Here is a 16126-nt window from a genome sequence, read left to right on the forward strand (position 1 = left end):
GGGGTGGGTGGTGGTGTTTTAGTCTTTGTCGCATGGGGGATTTGGAGACTTATTTCTCCTACCGCAGTTCGGGGTTGGAGCTTGTGGGGCTTGCGGTGGGCAGTGTGGATGATTTACGCGCGCGTGGTGCATCAAAGGCTGATGCTGCGGAGTTGGCTGGATTGCATGGGGTGTATTTCGGGTCGACGCGTTTTACGGGCAAGCAGCGCCAGGCCCGTGCGGCTGCGGTTGCTCACAAGCATGATGTGGCGACGTTGAGTTTGATTGAGTCCTATACCGCCAAGGTGAAAAAGGAGTTGGATGCGTGGAATTTGCGTGTCCGGTTGGCGGGGACCCCAGCACACCGTATCCCGAAGGTGGCAAACGAACGGTTGAAGCAGTTGCGACCGCGGCGGGTGCCGGAGGTTGGGGTGCGTCTGACGTATCGGAAGGTGGGGCCGCATTCGTTGACGATTACTGATTCAGCCTTGCGCATTAGTGAGATGCGCGGGGTGTTGGAGTCGATTAATCCGGCTGATTTGTTGGATGCGGCAGGTCAGGTGTTCTTTGATAAGGCGCACGGGGGCACTAAGCCTGCGGTGGCTACCAATGTGGTGGTGACCTTGGATGAGTTTGATCGGATTGTGCGGGGTGAGGGTGATGATATTGAGCTTGAACTCACCAATGGCGGGCGGATGACTGGCCGGGAGTTTGTCACTTATAAGTTTGCTGAGGTTGGGTATGTCACGTTGGTGCATCCGACGATTGGGCCGGTGTGGTTGCACAGGGTGCGGCGTTTGGCGGGGTTTGAGCAACGGATTATGGCCAGTGCGGAGCATCCGACGTGTGCGCGTGAGGGGTGTAATAAGCCGGCGGACTATTGTCAGGTGCATCATTTGGTGCCGTGGCAGGCTGGTGGGACCACGGATCCGCCGAATTTGACGATGTTGTGTGCTTATCACAACGGCATCAATGATGATGATCCGGATAAGCCGACGGGTGCTGGTTATGTTTTCAGGCTGCGGGGCGGGGTGGATTATGTACCGCCTTGGGCGGAGCCGATTACGTCCCAGCCGGCATACCAAGCGGCACAAGCTGCATTGCAGCAGCAGGCTAACGGGGATTTACTCGACTCAGTACCGCCGGATACCTAAACCCCAATCCCAAACACACGCTGAAGCGGAAGCCGCCAGGTGGCTCCCGCGACATCGGCGATCCCACAGAGCTGCACGCGCACACGGTGCGGCTGGGATTAGTCCGTGAAGACCTGAATCTGCTCAGTCTCCGGATTGTAGACAATGGATCCGCCCTGGAACTGCACGCGGACTTCCTTGCCGAAGCCGGTGGGGACTTCGTCGGACGTCGGCAAGCCGAGCGTCGCCGAGTTGTTGCCGGACGCCCATTCCTTGGCGATGCGTCCCACCAGAGCGTGTGTACCGGTGTCTTCGGAGCTCAGCACGACGCCGTTCTGGAAGAGCTGGTAGATGATGCCTGCCGACTCATCCGGACCGCCGACCGCCAGGCCCAGCGCCGGGCCGAAGGCATTAAGGACCGCCGTCCACGTTTGCTTCAGGCCCTCGTTCTTGCTCAGGGCCAACACCTTGGTCACGATGCCCGGGATCTGCTCCAGCGGCAGGCCATTGACCGTCTTATCCGTGTCAATCTGCTGGTCCGAGCGGGCATACATGATGGCGAAGAGCGTGCCAGCCAGGCCGACTAGTGCGGTGATGGTGCTCATCGGGATTTCGGTATCGCCCAGCGAGGACGTTGCCTCCTGTGCCGGAGCGGCCGGTGCGGGAGCGGACGGCGCATTGTTTTTCGGCGTGGAGCCAGAGGAGTCTGGCGTAGAGGTATTTCCGCTGCCCCAGTCCGTGGACGTCGAACCAGACGCACCCGACTTGATGGCGAGGTACTTCTTGTGCGCTGCCTGGCGGATAGTCGGCCACTGGGCAATGGTGTATTTACCCGGGCAGGCAGTGAAGTGAACGTCGCTGTGCCCGAAGAGGCCGTAGACCGGGGCAGAGGCGCCTGCTGGGTAGCGCGAACCACCGAAGCCTTCCGAGCGAAGGGAGACGCGGGAGGTCGGATCGACACCGGAAATGGCGCCCTTCCAGCCGGCGAGGTCGGTGACAGATTCCAAGAGGGCTTCCGTCGGCTGCGCAGTCTCGTAGTTGCCGATCATGGAGATACCCCACGTGTTCTTGTTAAAACCGCCGATGTGCGCACCCTGCACAGCTTTAGCGAGACCGCCGTAGCGGCCCTCGTAGATGGTGCCGTACTTATCCACCAGCGCGTTGTATCCGATATCGCACCATCCCAGGTTCTGCGCATGGTACTTGTACGCGGCGCGCACCTGCGCGGCTGCCTGCGCGCGGGTGTAGTTATTGGAGCCCGCGGTGTGGTGCAGCGCAATGGCCTCCACACCATCATCATAGGTGGGACTCGAGCAGCGGATGCTCTCATCCGCGCCCCAGCCGGCGCGCGAAACCACGCGCGGCATGCCATCGGTCTCAGCGGTTGGCTCGATGACCTCGCCCTCCTGGGCGTTGCCGTCCATGAAGACCGCCTCGAGGCCTTCCACGTCGCTATTGGCGGGAAGCTCTTCGGCCTCAGCGACGGGGGCGATGTCGCCGACGTTGAAGGAGGCGTCGTCAAGCGCGGCGTCCTCAACGGGGGTCTCGGTGAACTCTTCGTCCAGATTCGACCCGGTTACCAGATCCACATTGTTGATGGAGACCTGCACGTCGTTGGTATCGCCCACGAAGATGAGCTCGGTGCCGTTCGTGGCGTTCGGATCATCGTTGTTGTAGGACATTGAGTCCATGTCGTACCACTCGGACCAGGACCCGTCTGGCTGCTTGGCGCGGACGAAGGCAGCGACATCGCGCGCGCCCTTCCAAGTCACGGCAAAAGAGGAGAAGGTCTCATCGCGGTGGAATTGCTTGACCGCGCGCGGGCCTTCGCCCTCGCCCTGGCCGGCGATGGCCGGGTCATCCACCACGACCGTTTCGCCAGAACCGAAGGACTCGGAGGCCGAACTTACTTCGATGGGCCCGCTGCCCGCTTCCTGGGTGTGGATAAGGGTTTGGCCGCCCACGGCTGCGGCGGCGACCACAGCGATCGAGGTGACCGTGGCGATAATCGGCGTGGACCACGTCGATTTCGCGGGAACAAGACGACGTTTGAGGTGCACTGTTACTCCCTAGGATGGTGTGCGCCACAAGGTTAAAAGGAGCGCAAAAAGTTAACTAACGGGACAGATGTTACGTCAGGTGTTGGAGTGAAAGGGGGTGTGACACGCGAGTTTTCTCGCTTGGGTGTCACCCGCCGTTCTATGCGCGTTACTGCTTTAAGCTGATGCTCATGACTGCATATGACCTCATTGTTGTTGGATCTGGATTCTTCGGCCTGACCGTGGCCGAGCGCGCAGCCTCCCAGCTGGGCAAGAAGGTGCTTATCGTCGAGCGCCGCGAGCACCTGGGCGGCAACGCCTACTCGGAGGCTGAGCCGGAGACCGGCATCGAGGTCCACAAGTACGGCGCGCACCTTTTCCACACCTCGAACAAGCGCGTGTGGGAGTACTGCAACCAGTTCACCGATTTCACCGACTACCAGCACCGCGTCTTTGCTATGCATGACGGCACGGCCTACCAGTTCCCGATGGGTCTGGGTCTGATTAACCAGTTCTTCGGCCGCTACTACTCCCCGGACGAGGCGCGCCAGCTCATCAAGGAGCAGGCCGGCGAGTTCGCCGTGGATGAGGCGAAAAACCTGGAGGAGAAGGCCATCGCGCTCATTGGCCGCCCGCTCTACGAGGCCTTCATCCGCGATTACACCGCCAAGCAGTGGCAGACCGACCCGAAGGAGCTGCCGGCCGGCAACATCACCCGCCTGCCGGTGCGCTATACCTTCAACAACCGCTACTTCAACGACACCTACGAAGGCCTGCCGGTTGATGGTTATGCGGCCTGGCTGGAGAAGATGGCGGAGCACGAGCTTATCGACGTTCAGCTCAACACCGACTGGTTCGACGTCCGCGAGGAGCTGCGAGAGGCGTCGCCAAACGCGCCGGTAGTTTACACCGGCCCGCTGGACCGCTACTTCGACTTCGCTGAGGGCGAGCTGGGCTGGCGCACGCTCGATTTCGACATGGAGGTGCTGGAGACCGGTGACTTCCAGGGCACCCCGGTGATGAACTACAACGACGCGGACGTGGACTACACTCGTATCCACGAGTTCCGCCACTTCCACCCGGAGCGCGCCGATAAGTACCCCAAGGATAAGACGGTGATCATGAAGGAGTACTCGCGCTTCGCGGAGAAGGGTGATGAGCCGTACTACCCGATCAACACCCCGGAGGACCGCTCCAAGCTGGAGGCTTACCGCAAGCTCGCCGCCGCTGAGGCCCGCGAGAACCAGGTCCTCTTTGGCGGCCGCCTGGGCACCTACCAGTACCTGGATATGCACATGGCCATCGCATCTGCGCTGAGCCTGTTCGATAACAAGCTGGCCCCGTTCTGGAACGAGGGCAAGGTGCTGGAGCAGGAACGCGGCCACTAGGCTGCTCCCGGTAGTGCAGCGTGGCGCGCTATGCTGAAACACCTCGATGGAAGGAGGTGACGGCATGGCGCAGCGCAAGAAGAAGCGCGCAGACCGCAGCATGTGGAAGATGTCCCCGGAGCGGCTCGAGGAACACCTCAAGCTGCGCAGTCGCGCAACGCGCATTCCCGATAAGAAGAAGGAACAATCCAAGAAGGCCTGCCGGAACACCCGGCGGGCCTTTGGCCGTTTATGGGGAGGTTTTGCCAGCGTGCGGAACTAGACCAAAGAAAATAAAAACTTGTGGTCTGGCCAACAATCACTTAAGGTTAACAGTAGGTTAACAATAGGCGAACAGAAAGTGAGTTTAGAGATGACTTCCCCGAACGCCCGCCGTTTCGATACCTTGCGCCACGACTTGCACGCAGATTATGGCCACGAGTACACCGCGCGGGAGATCGACTCCTTCCTCGATGCCACCATCGCGCGTCACGAAGCTGGTGCGACTTTAGAAGAATTCATTCCCGTGATGGTGGAGCGCGAGGTGCGCGCGCACTTCGGCACCCACCGCATCCACGTGCGTTTCTCCGCGGGCACCGACCACGCGCTGGCGCAGGCCGCTGTGGCGCTGACGAAGAAGTATGCTGGCGAGGCCCTGCTGGTCGACGCCGCCGTAGCCCACCCCGAAAATGATCCGGACTCGCACATGGCTCACGTGCTCCAGGAGCGCGGCATGGCGGAGCACCCGGACCGCTACGTCGAGGACCTGCGTCTGGTGACTATCCCTGACTTCATTGTGTACCTCGGCCGCGAGGTCCCGCGCGATGAAGCCGGCAAGGACGTCAAGATCTGGGACATCGCCACCGCAGAAACCGTGGAAGAGACCCGTGAGCTGGCCGATGACCTCGGCGCCCGTGTGCTTTACATGCTCAACCGCCTGGGGATCGAGCCCATCTCGGAGGATGCGCCGGTGACGGCCTAAACCCTGAGAGCTGTGATTTGCCACTTGTCGGGTCGAGCATTCCAGTGCCATAACCATTCCCCCAGACCTAGAACCCGAAACATGCAGGTCGGCGTCGTCAAGCACTGTGGCCTAGTTGAGCAGTGAACTGGAGGTTTCGGGTTCCAAATCTGGGGATCTGGCGCACCAGGACGTAAAGGGTTCCACCAGCCTCTGGTGTGAAACCTTTCGCCAAGGCGCATCTTTCTTGCGCAAAGCTCGGCTGAAGTGGACGTTGCAGTAGATTAAGGCGCGCGGATGTGGACAAGGAGTCATATAAGAGCAGCCGCGTGGGAACTCAGCGCAGCAGCGCTTAAGCACTAATCTTGGTTTCTGAATACTGTCGAAATCTGTGTGGAGAACCGAAGATATCGTGACTGCCAACAATTCTGCTGCGTACGAACCCGTACAGCGCATCCTGCTGCCCAAGCGTGGCGAGCCGGTCGACGTCCGCATGCTCTACCTCATCGAGTCCGAGCAAAACCGCGAGCGCCTCAGCTGGAGTGGCCGCACCTCCGTGACCATCCCGGCCGGCGAAGAGGCCTCCTTCGAGACCTACTTCAACGCCTTCCCGGCGGCCTACTGGCGCCGCTGGTCCCAACTGAAGTCCATCGTGCTGGTCATGGACGTCGAGGGCGAGGCCAACATCTCCCTGTACCGCTCTAAGCAGGATGGCCAGCGCATCGCCGTCGCCAACCACGTGGTGACCACCGGGCACCACGAGTTCGAGCTGCCCCTGAAGAACTTCGAGGACGGCGGCCTGCTGTGGTTCGATGCCTCCGCCGTTGAGGACACCGTGCTTGCCGACGCCTCCTGGTGCGCCCCGCACGCCCCGAACCCGCAGCTCCTGCCGGACGGCAGCGAGTACCCGGCGCAGGAGAAGCGTGTTGCCGTGGGCATTCCGACCTTCAACCGCCCCACCGACGCCGTCGCGGCGCTGCAGGCGCTGGCGGAGGACCCGGTGGTGGACGGCATCATCGACTACGTCCTTATGCCGGACCAGGGCAACCAGCACCCGGCGGACGAGCCGGGCTACGACGAAGCCGTTGCGCACTTCGGTGAGCGCTTCCGCGAGTTCCGCCAGGGCAACCTGGGCGGCTCGGGTGGGTATTCCCGCATCATGTTCGAGGCGCTGGAGAATACAGACTCGCCCTACATCCTCTACATGGATGATGACATTGCCATCGAGCCGGATTCCATCCTCCGCGCAGTCCAGGCGGCGCGTTATGCCGCCAAGCCCTTCATCGTGGGCGGGCAGATGCTTAACCTGCAGGAGCGCTCCCAGCTGCGTACCACCGGTGAGCGCGTGAACCGCGCTGACTTCATGTGGGGCGCGGCCGAGCACGCCGTCTACGACCACGACTTTGCCAAGTACCCGCTGCGCGCCATCGGTGACGCGCAGTCCCACCTCGATCCGAAGAAATATGACTCCCGCGCGCTGCACCGCCGCGTCGACGTGGAATATAACGGCTGGTGGATGTGCCTCTTCCCGCGTGTGGTCGCGGAGAGCATCGGGCAGCCGCTGCCGCTGTTCATCAAGTGGGATGACACCGAATACTCCCTGCGCGCCGCCGCCCACGGTTTCCCCACGGTGACCTGGCCGGGCGCGGCCATCTGGCATATGGCATGGGCGGATAAGGACGATGCCATCGACTGGCAGGCCTACTTCCACCTGCGCAACCGCCTCATCGTGGCGGCCCTCTACCACGAGGGTGATGCGCGCGGGATTACCAAGTCCATCTTCAAGTCCACCCTCAAGCACACCATGTGCATGGAGTACTCCACCATGGCCATCCAGCTGGAGGCCATGAAGGACTTCCTGGCCGGCCCGGACCAGCTCTTCGATATCCTGGAGTCCTCGCTGCCGCGCATCGCCGCAATCCGTAAGGAATTCCCGGACGCCGTCATTATCGATTCGGCGGACCAACTACCCGCGCCCACCGGCGCGCCGGGCGTGCCGACCCGCAATGTCGGCGGCCGCCTGGGCAAGATCAAGAAGATCCCGTGGCTCATCAAGTCCGCCAAGCACCTGGTCACCAAGGAAGACCCGGCACACCATGAAGCGCCGCAGCTCAACCTCACCCCGGAGGAGGCCCGCTGGTTCACGCTCTCCCGCGTCGATTCCGCCACCGTCTCTACCGCGGGTGGCACCGGCGTGGCCTTCCGCAAGCGCGACCGCGAGCTGGCCCTCGAGCTGGTGAAGTCCACCCGCGAGCTGCTCAAGGAAATCGAGGATAACTTCGATGACCTGCGCGCCGAGTACCGCGCGGCCCTGCCGGCGCTGACCTCCCGCGAGTCCTGGCGAAAGGTCTTCGATGCCCAATAAGCTTTCTGTCGCCGAATCCCACGTCCTCGAAAAGATTCAGGACGCGGCCTTTGATGCGCCCGGTGTTCTGCCCACCGCGCGGGGTTTAAGCCACTTCGGCGAGCACGCCCTGGGCTGGCTGGCGCTCTCCGGCTTAGGTGTCGCCGTGAATTACCAGAATCCGGCGCGTCGCCGCCAGTGGCTAGCCGTCGGTGCGGGTGCTTTCACGGCGCACGCGGCCAGCGTTGTGATCAAGCGCATTGTGCGCCGCAAGCGCCCGGACTATGACTACGTCAAAGTCGGCGTGAAAACCCCGTCTAAGCTGTCTTTTCCGTCGTCCCACGCGACGTCGACAAGCGCGTTCCTCGTGGGTGCAGCGCACGTTCTAGGAACCCCGGCACCGCTCGTTGGTGTGCCGGTCATGATGGCCTCGCGTATGGTGCTCGGGGTACATTACCCATCCGATACGGCGATCGGTGCCCTGCTGGGAGCCGCCACCGCGGAAGCATGTCACCGCTATGAAAGGAAGACCGCATGAGCGAACGACCCAACCGCGTCGACGACGGCGAACAGAGAGTCTTCCACTCTGAGCCGCACACCTCCGGCATCGATACCGGCCGCAAGCGCAAGCCGCCGAAGAACCTCGCCGATGGCATGGTGAAGGCCCTGCGCCCCAAGCAGTGGGTCAAGAACGTTTTAGTCTTGGCCGCTCCTGCGGCTGCGGGCGCGGAGTCGCTGTTTCACACGCGCGTGCTTCTCGACGTCCTCCTCGCCTTCATCGTCTTCTGCATGGGCGCGTCCTCCATCTACCTCATCAACGATGCCCGCGATGTAGAGGCTGACCGCGCGCACCCGACGAAACGCTTCCGCCCAATCGCGGCCGGCGTGCTTCCGGTGGGCCTGGCCTATGTCATGGCGGCAGTGCTCATCATCGGTTCGATCGGCCTGTCGTTCCTGGCCACGGCGGGCCTGGAGCTCGCCATCGTCATGGCCATTTACATTGGCCTGCAGCTGGGCTACTGCTTCGGGTGGAAGCACATGCCGGTGATCGATATCGCCTTGGTGTCCTCCGGCTTCATGTTGCGTACCATGGCCGGCGGTGTGGCCGCGGGCATCGTGTTGTCGCAATGGTTCCTGCTGGTTGCCGCGTTCGGCTCCCTGTTCATGGCCTCGGGTAAGCGCTACTCGGAGATCCTTCTAGCGCAGCGCACGGGCGCCAAGATACGCAAATCCCTGGAGGGCTATACGCCTACCTACCTGCGCTTCGTGTGGACCCTGGCGGCCACCGCAGTTGTCATGTCCTACTCCCTGTGGGGATTCCAGCTCTCCAACGAGTCTGATGGCCCGGCCAGCGTGTGGTACCAGGTGTCCATGGTGCCGTTTACTATCGCGATTCTGCGCTATGCCGCCGACGTGGACCGCGGCAACGGTGGTGCCCCGGATGAGATTGCCCTGGAGGACCGCGTCCTCCAGATTCTGGCTCTGCTGTGGCTGGCCTGCATTGCTATGGCTGTTTACATCATGCCGGTCATGATGGGCTAAACTCTCTCCTCATGCGAAAATCCGAATCACGTACCGCGGCGGCGCTCAGCGCGTTGGCCTCGGTCATCGTGATCGGAGTTTTCTCGTTGTGGGGTGGCTTCGCGCGCCGCTGGATTTCCGATGACGGCCTCATCGTCCTGCGTACCGTGCGCAACCTGGAGGAGGGCAACGGCCCCGTTTTCAACGTGGGTGAGCGCGTGGAGGCCAATACCTCGACGCTATGGCAGTACCTTATCCTGCTTGCCCGCTGGGTCACGAACGCCCCGCTGGAGTCCATCGCCGTCAACCTGGGATTGTTTCTGGCGGTCGCGGCCATGATGTTGGGGGCGTGGGCCACAGCCCGGGCCTTCTTCCGCTCGGGCCAGTTTTCTGCACCACTCGTGGCTCCCGCCGGCGCGCTGGTCTACCTCGCACTGCCTCCGGCCCGTGATTTCTTCACCTCCGGGCTGGAATGGGGGCTGTCCATCTTCTACCTCGCCGGCCTCTGGGCGCTGCTGCAGCACTGGGCGCAATCCCGCACGAATACTAGTGCTTATTGGCTCGCGCTGTGGGCTGGTTTGTCCTGGCTCGTGCGCCCGGAGTTCGCGCTTTACGGCGGCCTTGCCGGCCTCCTGCTTTTGGCAACGCACCGCAACTGGAAAGCCTGGCTCGGCATCCTCGGCGCGGCCCTGCCCATCCCCGCGGGTTACCAGTTCTTCCGCATGGGCTATTACGGCCTATTGACGCCGCACACGGCGGTGGCAAAGTCGGCGTCGTCAAGCGCGTGGGGCAGCGGCCTGAACTACCTGCAGGATTTTATAGGGCCTTATGCCCTGTACCTGCCCGTTCTCGTGCTGGCGGGTGCGGCGCTGTGGACCTTCCGCGCCCAGCTGCGCCCGGCAGCCCTGCGCAGTTCCACCACCGTGACCTACCTGATGGTCGGGGCCGCGGCGGTGCACGTGCTGTACGTGCTGCGCGTCGGCGGTGACTTCATGCATGGCCGCATGCTGCTGCTGCCGCTCTTCGCTGCGCTCCTCCCGGTTTTCGTGATGCCGCTAAAGGAGCTGGTGTCCGCGCTTGCAGCAGTCTTCTGTGCGGTGTGGGCTGTCGTCATCGTGCTGCGCGGGCACCCGATGGACTGGGAGGCTTATGAGCAACCGCTGTCTATCGTGGACGAACGTGATTTCTGGACTTATGCCACCAACCGTGAGGCGGGCTACCCGCCGCGCTCGGCCAAAGACTACCTGGGGATGAAGTTCATGCGCGGCTATGAAGAAGCCGGCGAGAAACTGGTGGACGGAGATGCCCTGGCCACGATCTATGTGGAAGATGAGGAGAAGGACCTTCTCAATTGGCTCACCGTTCCGCGCGAGCCGGGTATGGATCAGCCGCCGACGGTGTATCTGGTGAACTTGGGCATGACGTCGATGAACGCGCCGCTCAATGTCCGAGTTCTCGACACTATCGGCTTGGCCACCCCGCTGGCGGCGCGCATGCCCCGTGAGGAAGGCGGGCGCGTGGGCCACGACAAGCACCTCGACGTGGAGTGGCAGGCTGCGCAGACGGGCGCGGACATCGAGTACCTCCCGCCGTGGTATGACAAGGACAAGACCCGCCAGGCGCGAGCGGCGCTGGCGACGCCAGAGGTGCAGGAGCTCATCGCTTCCTACAGTGAGCCCCTAACGCGGGAGCGCTTCCTCAAAAACCTGACCTTCTCACTGACCTCGGGCCGCACCCTCATGCTCTCCGATGAGCCCAGCGATTATCCTGTCCATTAGCTTGGTGTGAGCTGGGGAGCACCCCCATGGGTAGGCGAAAATTGCCAGGGTGCGTTACGCTACGAAAGATTCCTGTTATTGATCTGTAACTATCGCTGGCGTGTTGGCGATGTACTAGTGGCAGTAAAAACGTTAAGGAGAAACATGAGTTCACTAAGCTCCGGCCTGCGGACTCGGGTCCTCTCAGTGGTGGCAGCCATCGCTGTGGCTCTGGGCCTGGTCGTGACCGCGGGTACGCAAGAAGCATCCGCCGCTCACCGTGACTGGCTGCGTGGCGACGCCACCGGCGCCTGCGAATGGGATCGCGTCGGTTACTGGGTACAGCGCTGCGACGTGTGGTCCCAGGCCATGGGCCGCAACATCCCAGTGCAGATCCAGCCCGCTAAGAACGGCGGCAATGCGGGTCTTTACCTGCTCGATGGCCTGCGCGCTACCGATTTCACCAACGCATGGGTCAATGACGTCAACGCTGCGCGCAGTTATGTAGACCACAACATCACCCTGGTGATGCCGGTGGGTGGCGCTGGCTCCTTCTACGCGGACTGGAACGGTCCGGCTACCTACGATCTGGTCAAGCCGGTTAACTACCAGTGGGAGACCTTCCTGACGCAGGAACTGCCGGCCTACCTTGAGGGCAACTTCGGTGTGGCCCGCAACAATAACTCCGTTGCCGGCCTGTCCATGGGCGCTACCGCTGCTATTACCCTCGCGGGTAAGCACCCGGAGCAGTTCCGTCAGGCGCTGTCCTACTCCGGTTACCTCACCACGACCTTGCCGGGTGCCCAGACCTTCATGCGCCTGGCGCTTCTCGACGCCGGCGGTTTCAACATCAACGCCATGTACGGGTCCATCATCAACCCGAAGCGTTTCAGCAATGACCCCTTCAACCTGATCCCGGATCTGGCTGCGAACGGAACGGATGTCTACGTCTCCGCCGCCTCCGGCATCCCGGGGCCGCTGGATCAGCAGCGCTACCGTCCGGAACACATCGCGGCCGGCGTGGCGCTGGAGGGCTTTGCCAACGGCACCACCCGCCTGTGGGAGTTGAAGGCTCGCGCCATGGGTGTTCGCTTGCAGACGAATTACCCGGCCCAGGGCCTGCACAACTGGGAGCAGTTCGGCTACCAACTCGAGCGCTCCAAGCCGCAGGTGCTTAACGTTATGAACGCCTGGTAAGTACTTACTGTCTCGCCGCCGTGCTTAAGAGCACGGCGGCTTTTTCATTGGTTTGCTGGGCGTGTCCCCCTACCGAAAGTCTCAAGTTAAACTTAAACTTGAGAACACATTAGACCGCTCACCACGCGTGCGGCGGCGAGTTCCGCAGGAGGGGAACCTGCGGAGCCCGCTCGCGGCACCGCGTGCCCTCATCTCGATTTACCCCTACAAGGACTCTTCAATGCCGAACACTGCGTCAACTCAGCCCCGCCGGTCCGCCAAGGCGTCCGGCCTGCGTTCCCCGTCCGCAGCCCGCAAGGGCCTGACCATCGCCGCACTGCCCACCGCCGTGGCAGTGGGCTTTGCGCTGCTGCCAATCGCCAACGCGCAGTCGTCCAGCTCCTCCACCGAGGGCATTACTGATCTCCTAGGCAGCTCCAACCTTTCCGATTCCTTCGCTCCCTCTAATCCGCCGCAGCGTACCCCGGTAGATACCGAATACCCGGAGATTGAGGGCCTGCCGGAGGGCGTATCTGTTTCCCGCGTTGAGTACCTGACCAACCGCCACCTCATGGTCTACATCAAGTCCGCTGCCATGCCGGACAAGGAGCAGGTCGTACAGATCCAGCTCGCGCGTGACTGGTACTCCAGCCCGGATAAGACCTTCCCGGAGGTCTGGGCGCTGGACGGCCTGCGTGCCCGCGATGACGAGTCCGGCTGGACTATCGAGACCAACATCCTCTCCCAGTACGCCGACCGCAACGTCAACCTCATCATGCCGGTGGGCGGTGAGTCCTCCTTCTACTCTGACTGGCAGAAGGAGGACAACGGCACGCACTACATGTGGGAGACTTTCCTGATGCGGGAGCTTATCCCGATTCTGGAGAAGGGCTACCGTTCCAACGGCAAGCGCGCCGTTACCGGTATCTCCATGGGTGGTACCGCCGCCATGAACCTAGCTGAGCGGAACCCGTGGGCCTTCAAGTACGTTGGCTCCTTCTCGGGCTACCTCGATACCACCACCACGGGTATGCCGGAGGCTATTACCGCTGCCCAGGCTGATGCTGGCGGATTCACCTCCACCAACATGTGGGGTGACCTCTACTCCCAGGATTGGATTGACCACGATCCGAAGCTGGGCATCGAGAACCTCAAGGACATGAAGGTCTACGTCTCCGCTGGCAACGGCAAGGATGACTACGGCCAGCTTGGTTCGGTGGCCAAGGGCAAGGCCAACATGGCCGGCGTGGGTCTAGAGGCAATCTCCCGCATGTCCACCCAGACCTTCGTTGACTACGCCAAGCGCGCCGGTGTCGAGCCGGTCGTGAAGTTCCGCCCGACCGGCGTTCACAGCTGGGAGTACTGGCAGTTCGAGATGACCGAGGCCTGGCCTTACATCGCTGATTCTCTCGGCCTGGACAAGAGTGACCGCGGCGCTGACTGCACCCCGATCGGCGCTATTGCAGAGGCCACCAAGTCCGGCATTATCGGTGACTGCGTGAACAACGAGTATGACGTTGCCGATCGCGGCAAGGCCCAGGACTTCCAGGCCGGTACCGCTTACTGGTCCCCGGAGACCGGTGCCCACGCCGTCATTGGCCGCATTGGTGCGCGCTACTCCGAGCTCGGTGGCCCGACCTCTTGGCTGGGCTTCCCGAAGACCGGCGAGGAAAAGACCCCGGACGGCCGCGGCCGCTACGTCCACTTCGAGCACGGTTCCATCTACTGGACCCCGGAGACCGGCGCTTGGCCCATCTCGAAGGACCTCTTCGATGCCTGGGGCAAGAACGGCTTCGAGGGCGGCGACCTCAAGTACCCGGTGTCCGAGCCGCGCAAGGTTGGCGAGGGCGAGGTCCAGGACTTCGAGAACGGCGTGCTAACCCGCAACCCGGATGGCTCCACCCACATCGTGCACGGTGCTATCGGCGTGAAATACAAGGAGCTGAAGGCTGCCGAGTCCGAGTTGGGCTACCCGGTGGGCGAGGAGACGGCCGTCAACGGCGGCTTCTTCCAGGAATTCGAACACGGCAACATCTACTGGTCCATGGATTCCGGCGCGCACTACATCCTCAAGGGCAAGATCTTTGATGAGTGGGGCAAGCACGGCTGGGAGCAGGGTGAGTTTGGCTGGCCCACCAAGGACTACGCCTCCATTCCGGCAGGCGGACTGACTCAGTCCTTCCAGCACGGCGTCATTCGTGAGGTCATGGGTCAGGTCCAGGCGGATAAGAAGTAGGGACTGTCATGCGTCTTTTCTCTGCCCGACCCACCGCAGCAGCTGGTGCGGCGGTGCTGCTTGCGGCCGGCACCTTGCTGAGCGCTTGCGGTTCCGCCACCGTCGACGAGGGTGATGCCACCGAAACCTCCGTGGCTCCGCTGGAGCGCTCCTCGGTGGCGAGTGGTGAATCGTCGGCAAGCAAGGCGTCCGAAAGCTCTGCATCCGCCTCGGCCGAGCGAACGCCAGGCGAGGAGCCGGAAGACCGTGGTGCGCGCGAGATCTCCGAAATCCCAACGCCCGTGCCCGCGCAAGGCCCGGACCAGGACTTCCTGGCTGCAGTGGCTGAGAAAGGTGTGAACATCGACGGCGTAGAAGACCAACTGGTGGGTGCTGCGCAGGCTTCCTGCCAGGGCGATGCCGTCACCGTGCCGGCTGTGGCCGGGCAGCTCATCGAGCAGGGCCGCACGGAACTCAGCCACGAGGACGTCGTCCAGCTCATCACCGAGCAGGGCAACAAGCTCTGCGCTCAGTAATGTGGCAGGGATTTTCCAGCCAATCCCGCGCCTTGTCAAGGTAGAAATTTCTTCATGCGTAAAACACTCACCGTCCTTGCCGTCGTTGTTCTCCTAGCCGTGATTGGCGGGGGAGCGGTCCACTTTCTCAATAGCAATGAGGAAGGAGAGCAAGGGAACCTGGCGGAGCCCGCCCCCTCCCAGGAGGAGGGGGACGCGAGCCCCGAGCAACCGGACTGGTGCCCGCGCGTGGAGTTTATCTCCGCTCCGGGAACGTGGGAATCCGCTGCGGACGATGATCCCATTAACCCAGGCGCGAACCCGAACTCCTTCATGCTGTCGATTACGAATCCTCTGAAGGAGGCCTACGTCCCCGAGGACGTCAAGGTGTGGACGCTGCCGTACACCGCGCAGTTTAAGAACATCAACGCGCAGCACGAGATGAGCTACGACGATTCCCGCAATGAGGGCACCTCGCGCCTAGAGGGCGAGTTGACCTACATGCACGAGACCTGCCCGAACACGAAATTCATCCTGAGCGGGTTTTCGCAGGGAGCGGTCATCGCGGGTGATGTGGCGGACCGGATTGGCGGCGGTAACGGTCCCGTGCCCGCAGAAAGCGTGGCGGGCGTAGCTCTCATTGCGGATGGGCGGCGCCAGGATGGCGTGGGCATTAACCCGGGCGCGCACGTCGGCGGTGTGGGCGCGGAGATTGCCCTGCAGCCGGTCTCGACGTTGATTCAGGGTATCGTCCCGGGTGCCACGATGCGCGGTGAGCGCGCCAATGGCTTCGGGGCGCTGGCGGACCGCACCTTCCAAATCTGTGCGCCGAATGACTCGATTTGTGATGCCCCGCTGGATGTCAGCAACGGGCTCGAACGCGCGCGTGATCTCATCGACGCCAACGGTGTTCATGCACTGTATGCCTACAATCCGGACGTCATCGAAGGCACCACGGCCAATCAGTGGGTCACGCAGTGGGCGAAGGACACCATCGACGCGCAGTAGTGCTTGGCGACGCCCCCGCACCCCACCTCCACCGCGTGCCATGTAACGCTCGGCACATCTCTTCTGATATTTTCAATGTCAAAAGTACGTGAAGTAGGGGTGCGTGCCCCT

The 16126-nt window shown here is 62.4% G+C and carries 13 protein-coding genes; 12 read left to right on the forward strand and 1 reads right to left on the reverse strand.

What is annotated here, in order from left to right; genetic code table 11:
• Positions 1–32: 32 nt before the first annotated feature.
• The gene (locus HMPREF2781_RS04090; protein WP_070644487.1) at positions 33–1133 is read left to right on the forward strand and encodes an HNH endonuclease signature motif containing protein; all 1101 of its coding nucleotides are present in this window, start codon (positions 33–35) and stop codon (positions 1131–1133) included.
• A gap of 98 nt (positions 1134–1231) precedes the next feature.
• Here the strand turns inward: HMPREF2781_RS04090 and HMPREF2781_RS04095 are convergent, their stop codons facing one another.
• Positions 1232–3172, reverse strand: coding sequence for an N-acetylmuramoyl-L-alanine amidase (locus HMPREF2781_RS04095; RefSeq protein WP_070644488.1), 1941 nt, complete (start codon positions 3170–3172; stop codon positions 1232–1234).
• A gap of 170 nt (positions 3173–3342) precedes the next feature.
• Between HMPREF2781_RS04095 and glf the strand changes: the two genes are divergently transcribed.
• The 11 genes from glf (at position 3343) to HMPREF2781_RS04150 (ending at position 16015) form a co-directional block, all read left to right on the forward strand.
• On the forward strand, positions 3343–4539 hold the full coding sequence (gene glf, locus HMPREF2781_RS04100; protein ID WP_070644489.1) for a UDP-galactopyranose mutase: 1197 nt from the start codon (positions 3343–3345) through the stop codon (positions 4537–4539).
• A 64-nt stretch (positions 4540–4603) separates the two neighbouring features.
• The gene (locus HMPREF2781_RS04105) at positions 4604–4801 is read left to right on the forward strand and encodes a hypothetical protein (RefSeq protein ID WP_070443276.1); all 198 of its coding nucleotides are present in this window, start codon (positions 4604–4606) and stop codon (positions 4799–4801) included.
• A 90-nt stretch (positions 4802–4891) separates the two neighbouring features.
• A complete protein-coding gene (locus HMPREF2781_RS04110; RefSeq protein WP_070443278.1) occupies positions 4892–5500 on the forward strand; it encodes a three-helix bundle dimerization domain-containing protein in 609 nt (202 codons plus the stop codon).
• A 391-nt stretch (positions 5501–5891) separates the two neighbouring features.
• Positions 5892–7844, forward strand: coding sequence for a glycosyltransferase (locus HMPREF2781_RS04115; RefSeq protein ID WP_070644490.1), 1953 nt, complete (start codon positions 5892–5894; stop codon positions 7842–7844).
• On the forward strand, positions 7834–8361 hold the full coding sequence (locus HMPREF2781_RS04120; protein ID WP_070443283.1) for a phosphatase PAP2 family protein: 528 nt from the start codon (positions 7834–7836) through the stop codon (positions 8359–8361). Before HMPREF2781_RS04115 ends, HMPREF2781_RS04120 begins: the two co-directional genes overlap by 11 nt.
• On the forward strand, positions 8358–9365 hold the full coding sequence (locus HMPREF2781_RS04125) for a decaprenyl-phosphate phosphoribosyltransferase (protein ID WP_070644491.1): 1008 nt from the start codon (positions 8358–8360) through the stop codon (positions 9363–9365). The genes HMPREF2781_RS04120 and HMPREF2781_RS04125 overlap by 4 nt, the downstream gene beginning before the upstream one ends.
• 11 nt (positions 9366–9376) lie before the next feature.
• Positions 9377–11122: an arabinofuranosyltransferase AftB family protein gene (locus HMPREF2781_RS04130; protein ID WP_070644492.1), complete on the forward strand. Its 1746-nt coding sequence runs from the start codon at positions 9377–9379 to the stop codon at positions 11120–11122.
• A gap of 144 nt (positions 11123–11266) precedes the next feature.
• Positions 11267–12298 carry an alpha/beta hydrolase gene (locus HMPREF2781_RS04135; protein WP_070644493.1) on the forward strand — a complete coding sequence of 344 codons (1032 nt, stop codon included), beginning with the start codon at positions 11267–11269 and terminating at the stop codon, positions 12296–12298.
• A gap of 301 nt (positions 12299–12599) precedes the next feature.
• Complete coding sequence (locus HMPREF2781_RS04140; RefSeq protein ID WP_371441028.1) at positions 12600–14513, forward strand: alpha/beta hydrolase-fold protein; 1914 nt, start codon at positions 12600–12602, stop codon at positions 14511–14513.
• Positions 14514–14521: 8 nt separating this feature from the next.
• The gene (locus HMPREF2781_RS04145; protein WP_070644495.1) at positions 14522–15028 is read left to right on the forward strand and encodes a hypothetical protein; all 507 of its coding nucleotides are present in this window, start codon (positions 14522–14524) and stop codon (positions 15026–15028) included.
• A gap of 54 nt (positions 15029–15082) precedes the next feature.
• The gene (locus tag HMPREF2781_RS04150) at positions 15083–16015 is read left to right on the forward strand and encodes a cutinase family protein (protein ID WP_070644496.1); all 933 of its coding nucleotides are present in this window, start codon (positions 15083–15085) and stop codon (positions 16013–16015) included.
• The last annotated feature ends 111 nt before the right edge of the window (positions 16016–16126 follow it).

The organism is Corynebacterium sp. HMSC062A03, from assembly GCF_001811145.1.
Lineage (GTDB): Bacteria > Actinomycetota > Actinomycetes > Mycobacteriales > Mycobacteriaceae > Corynebacterium > Corynebacterium aurimucosum.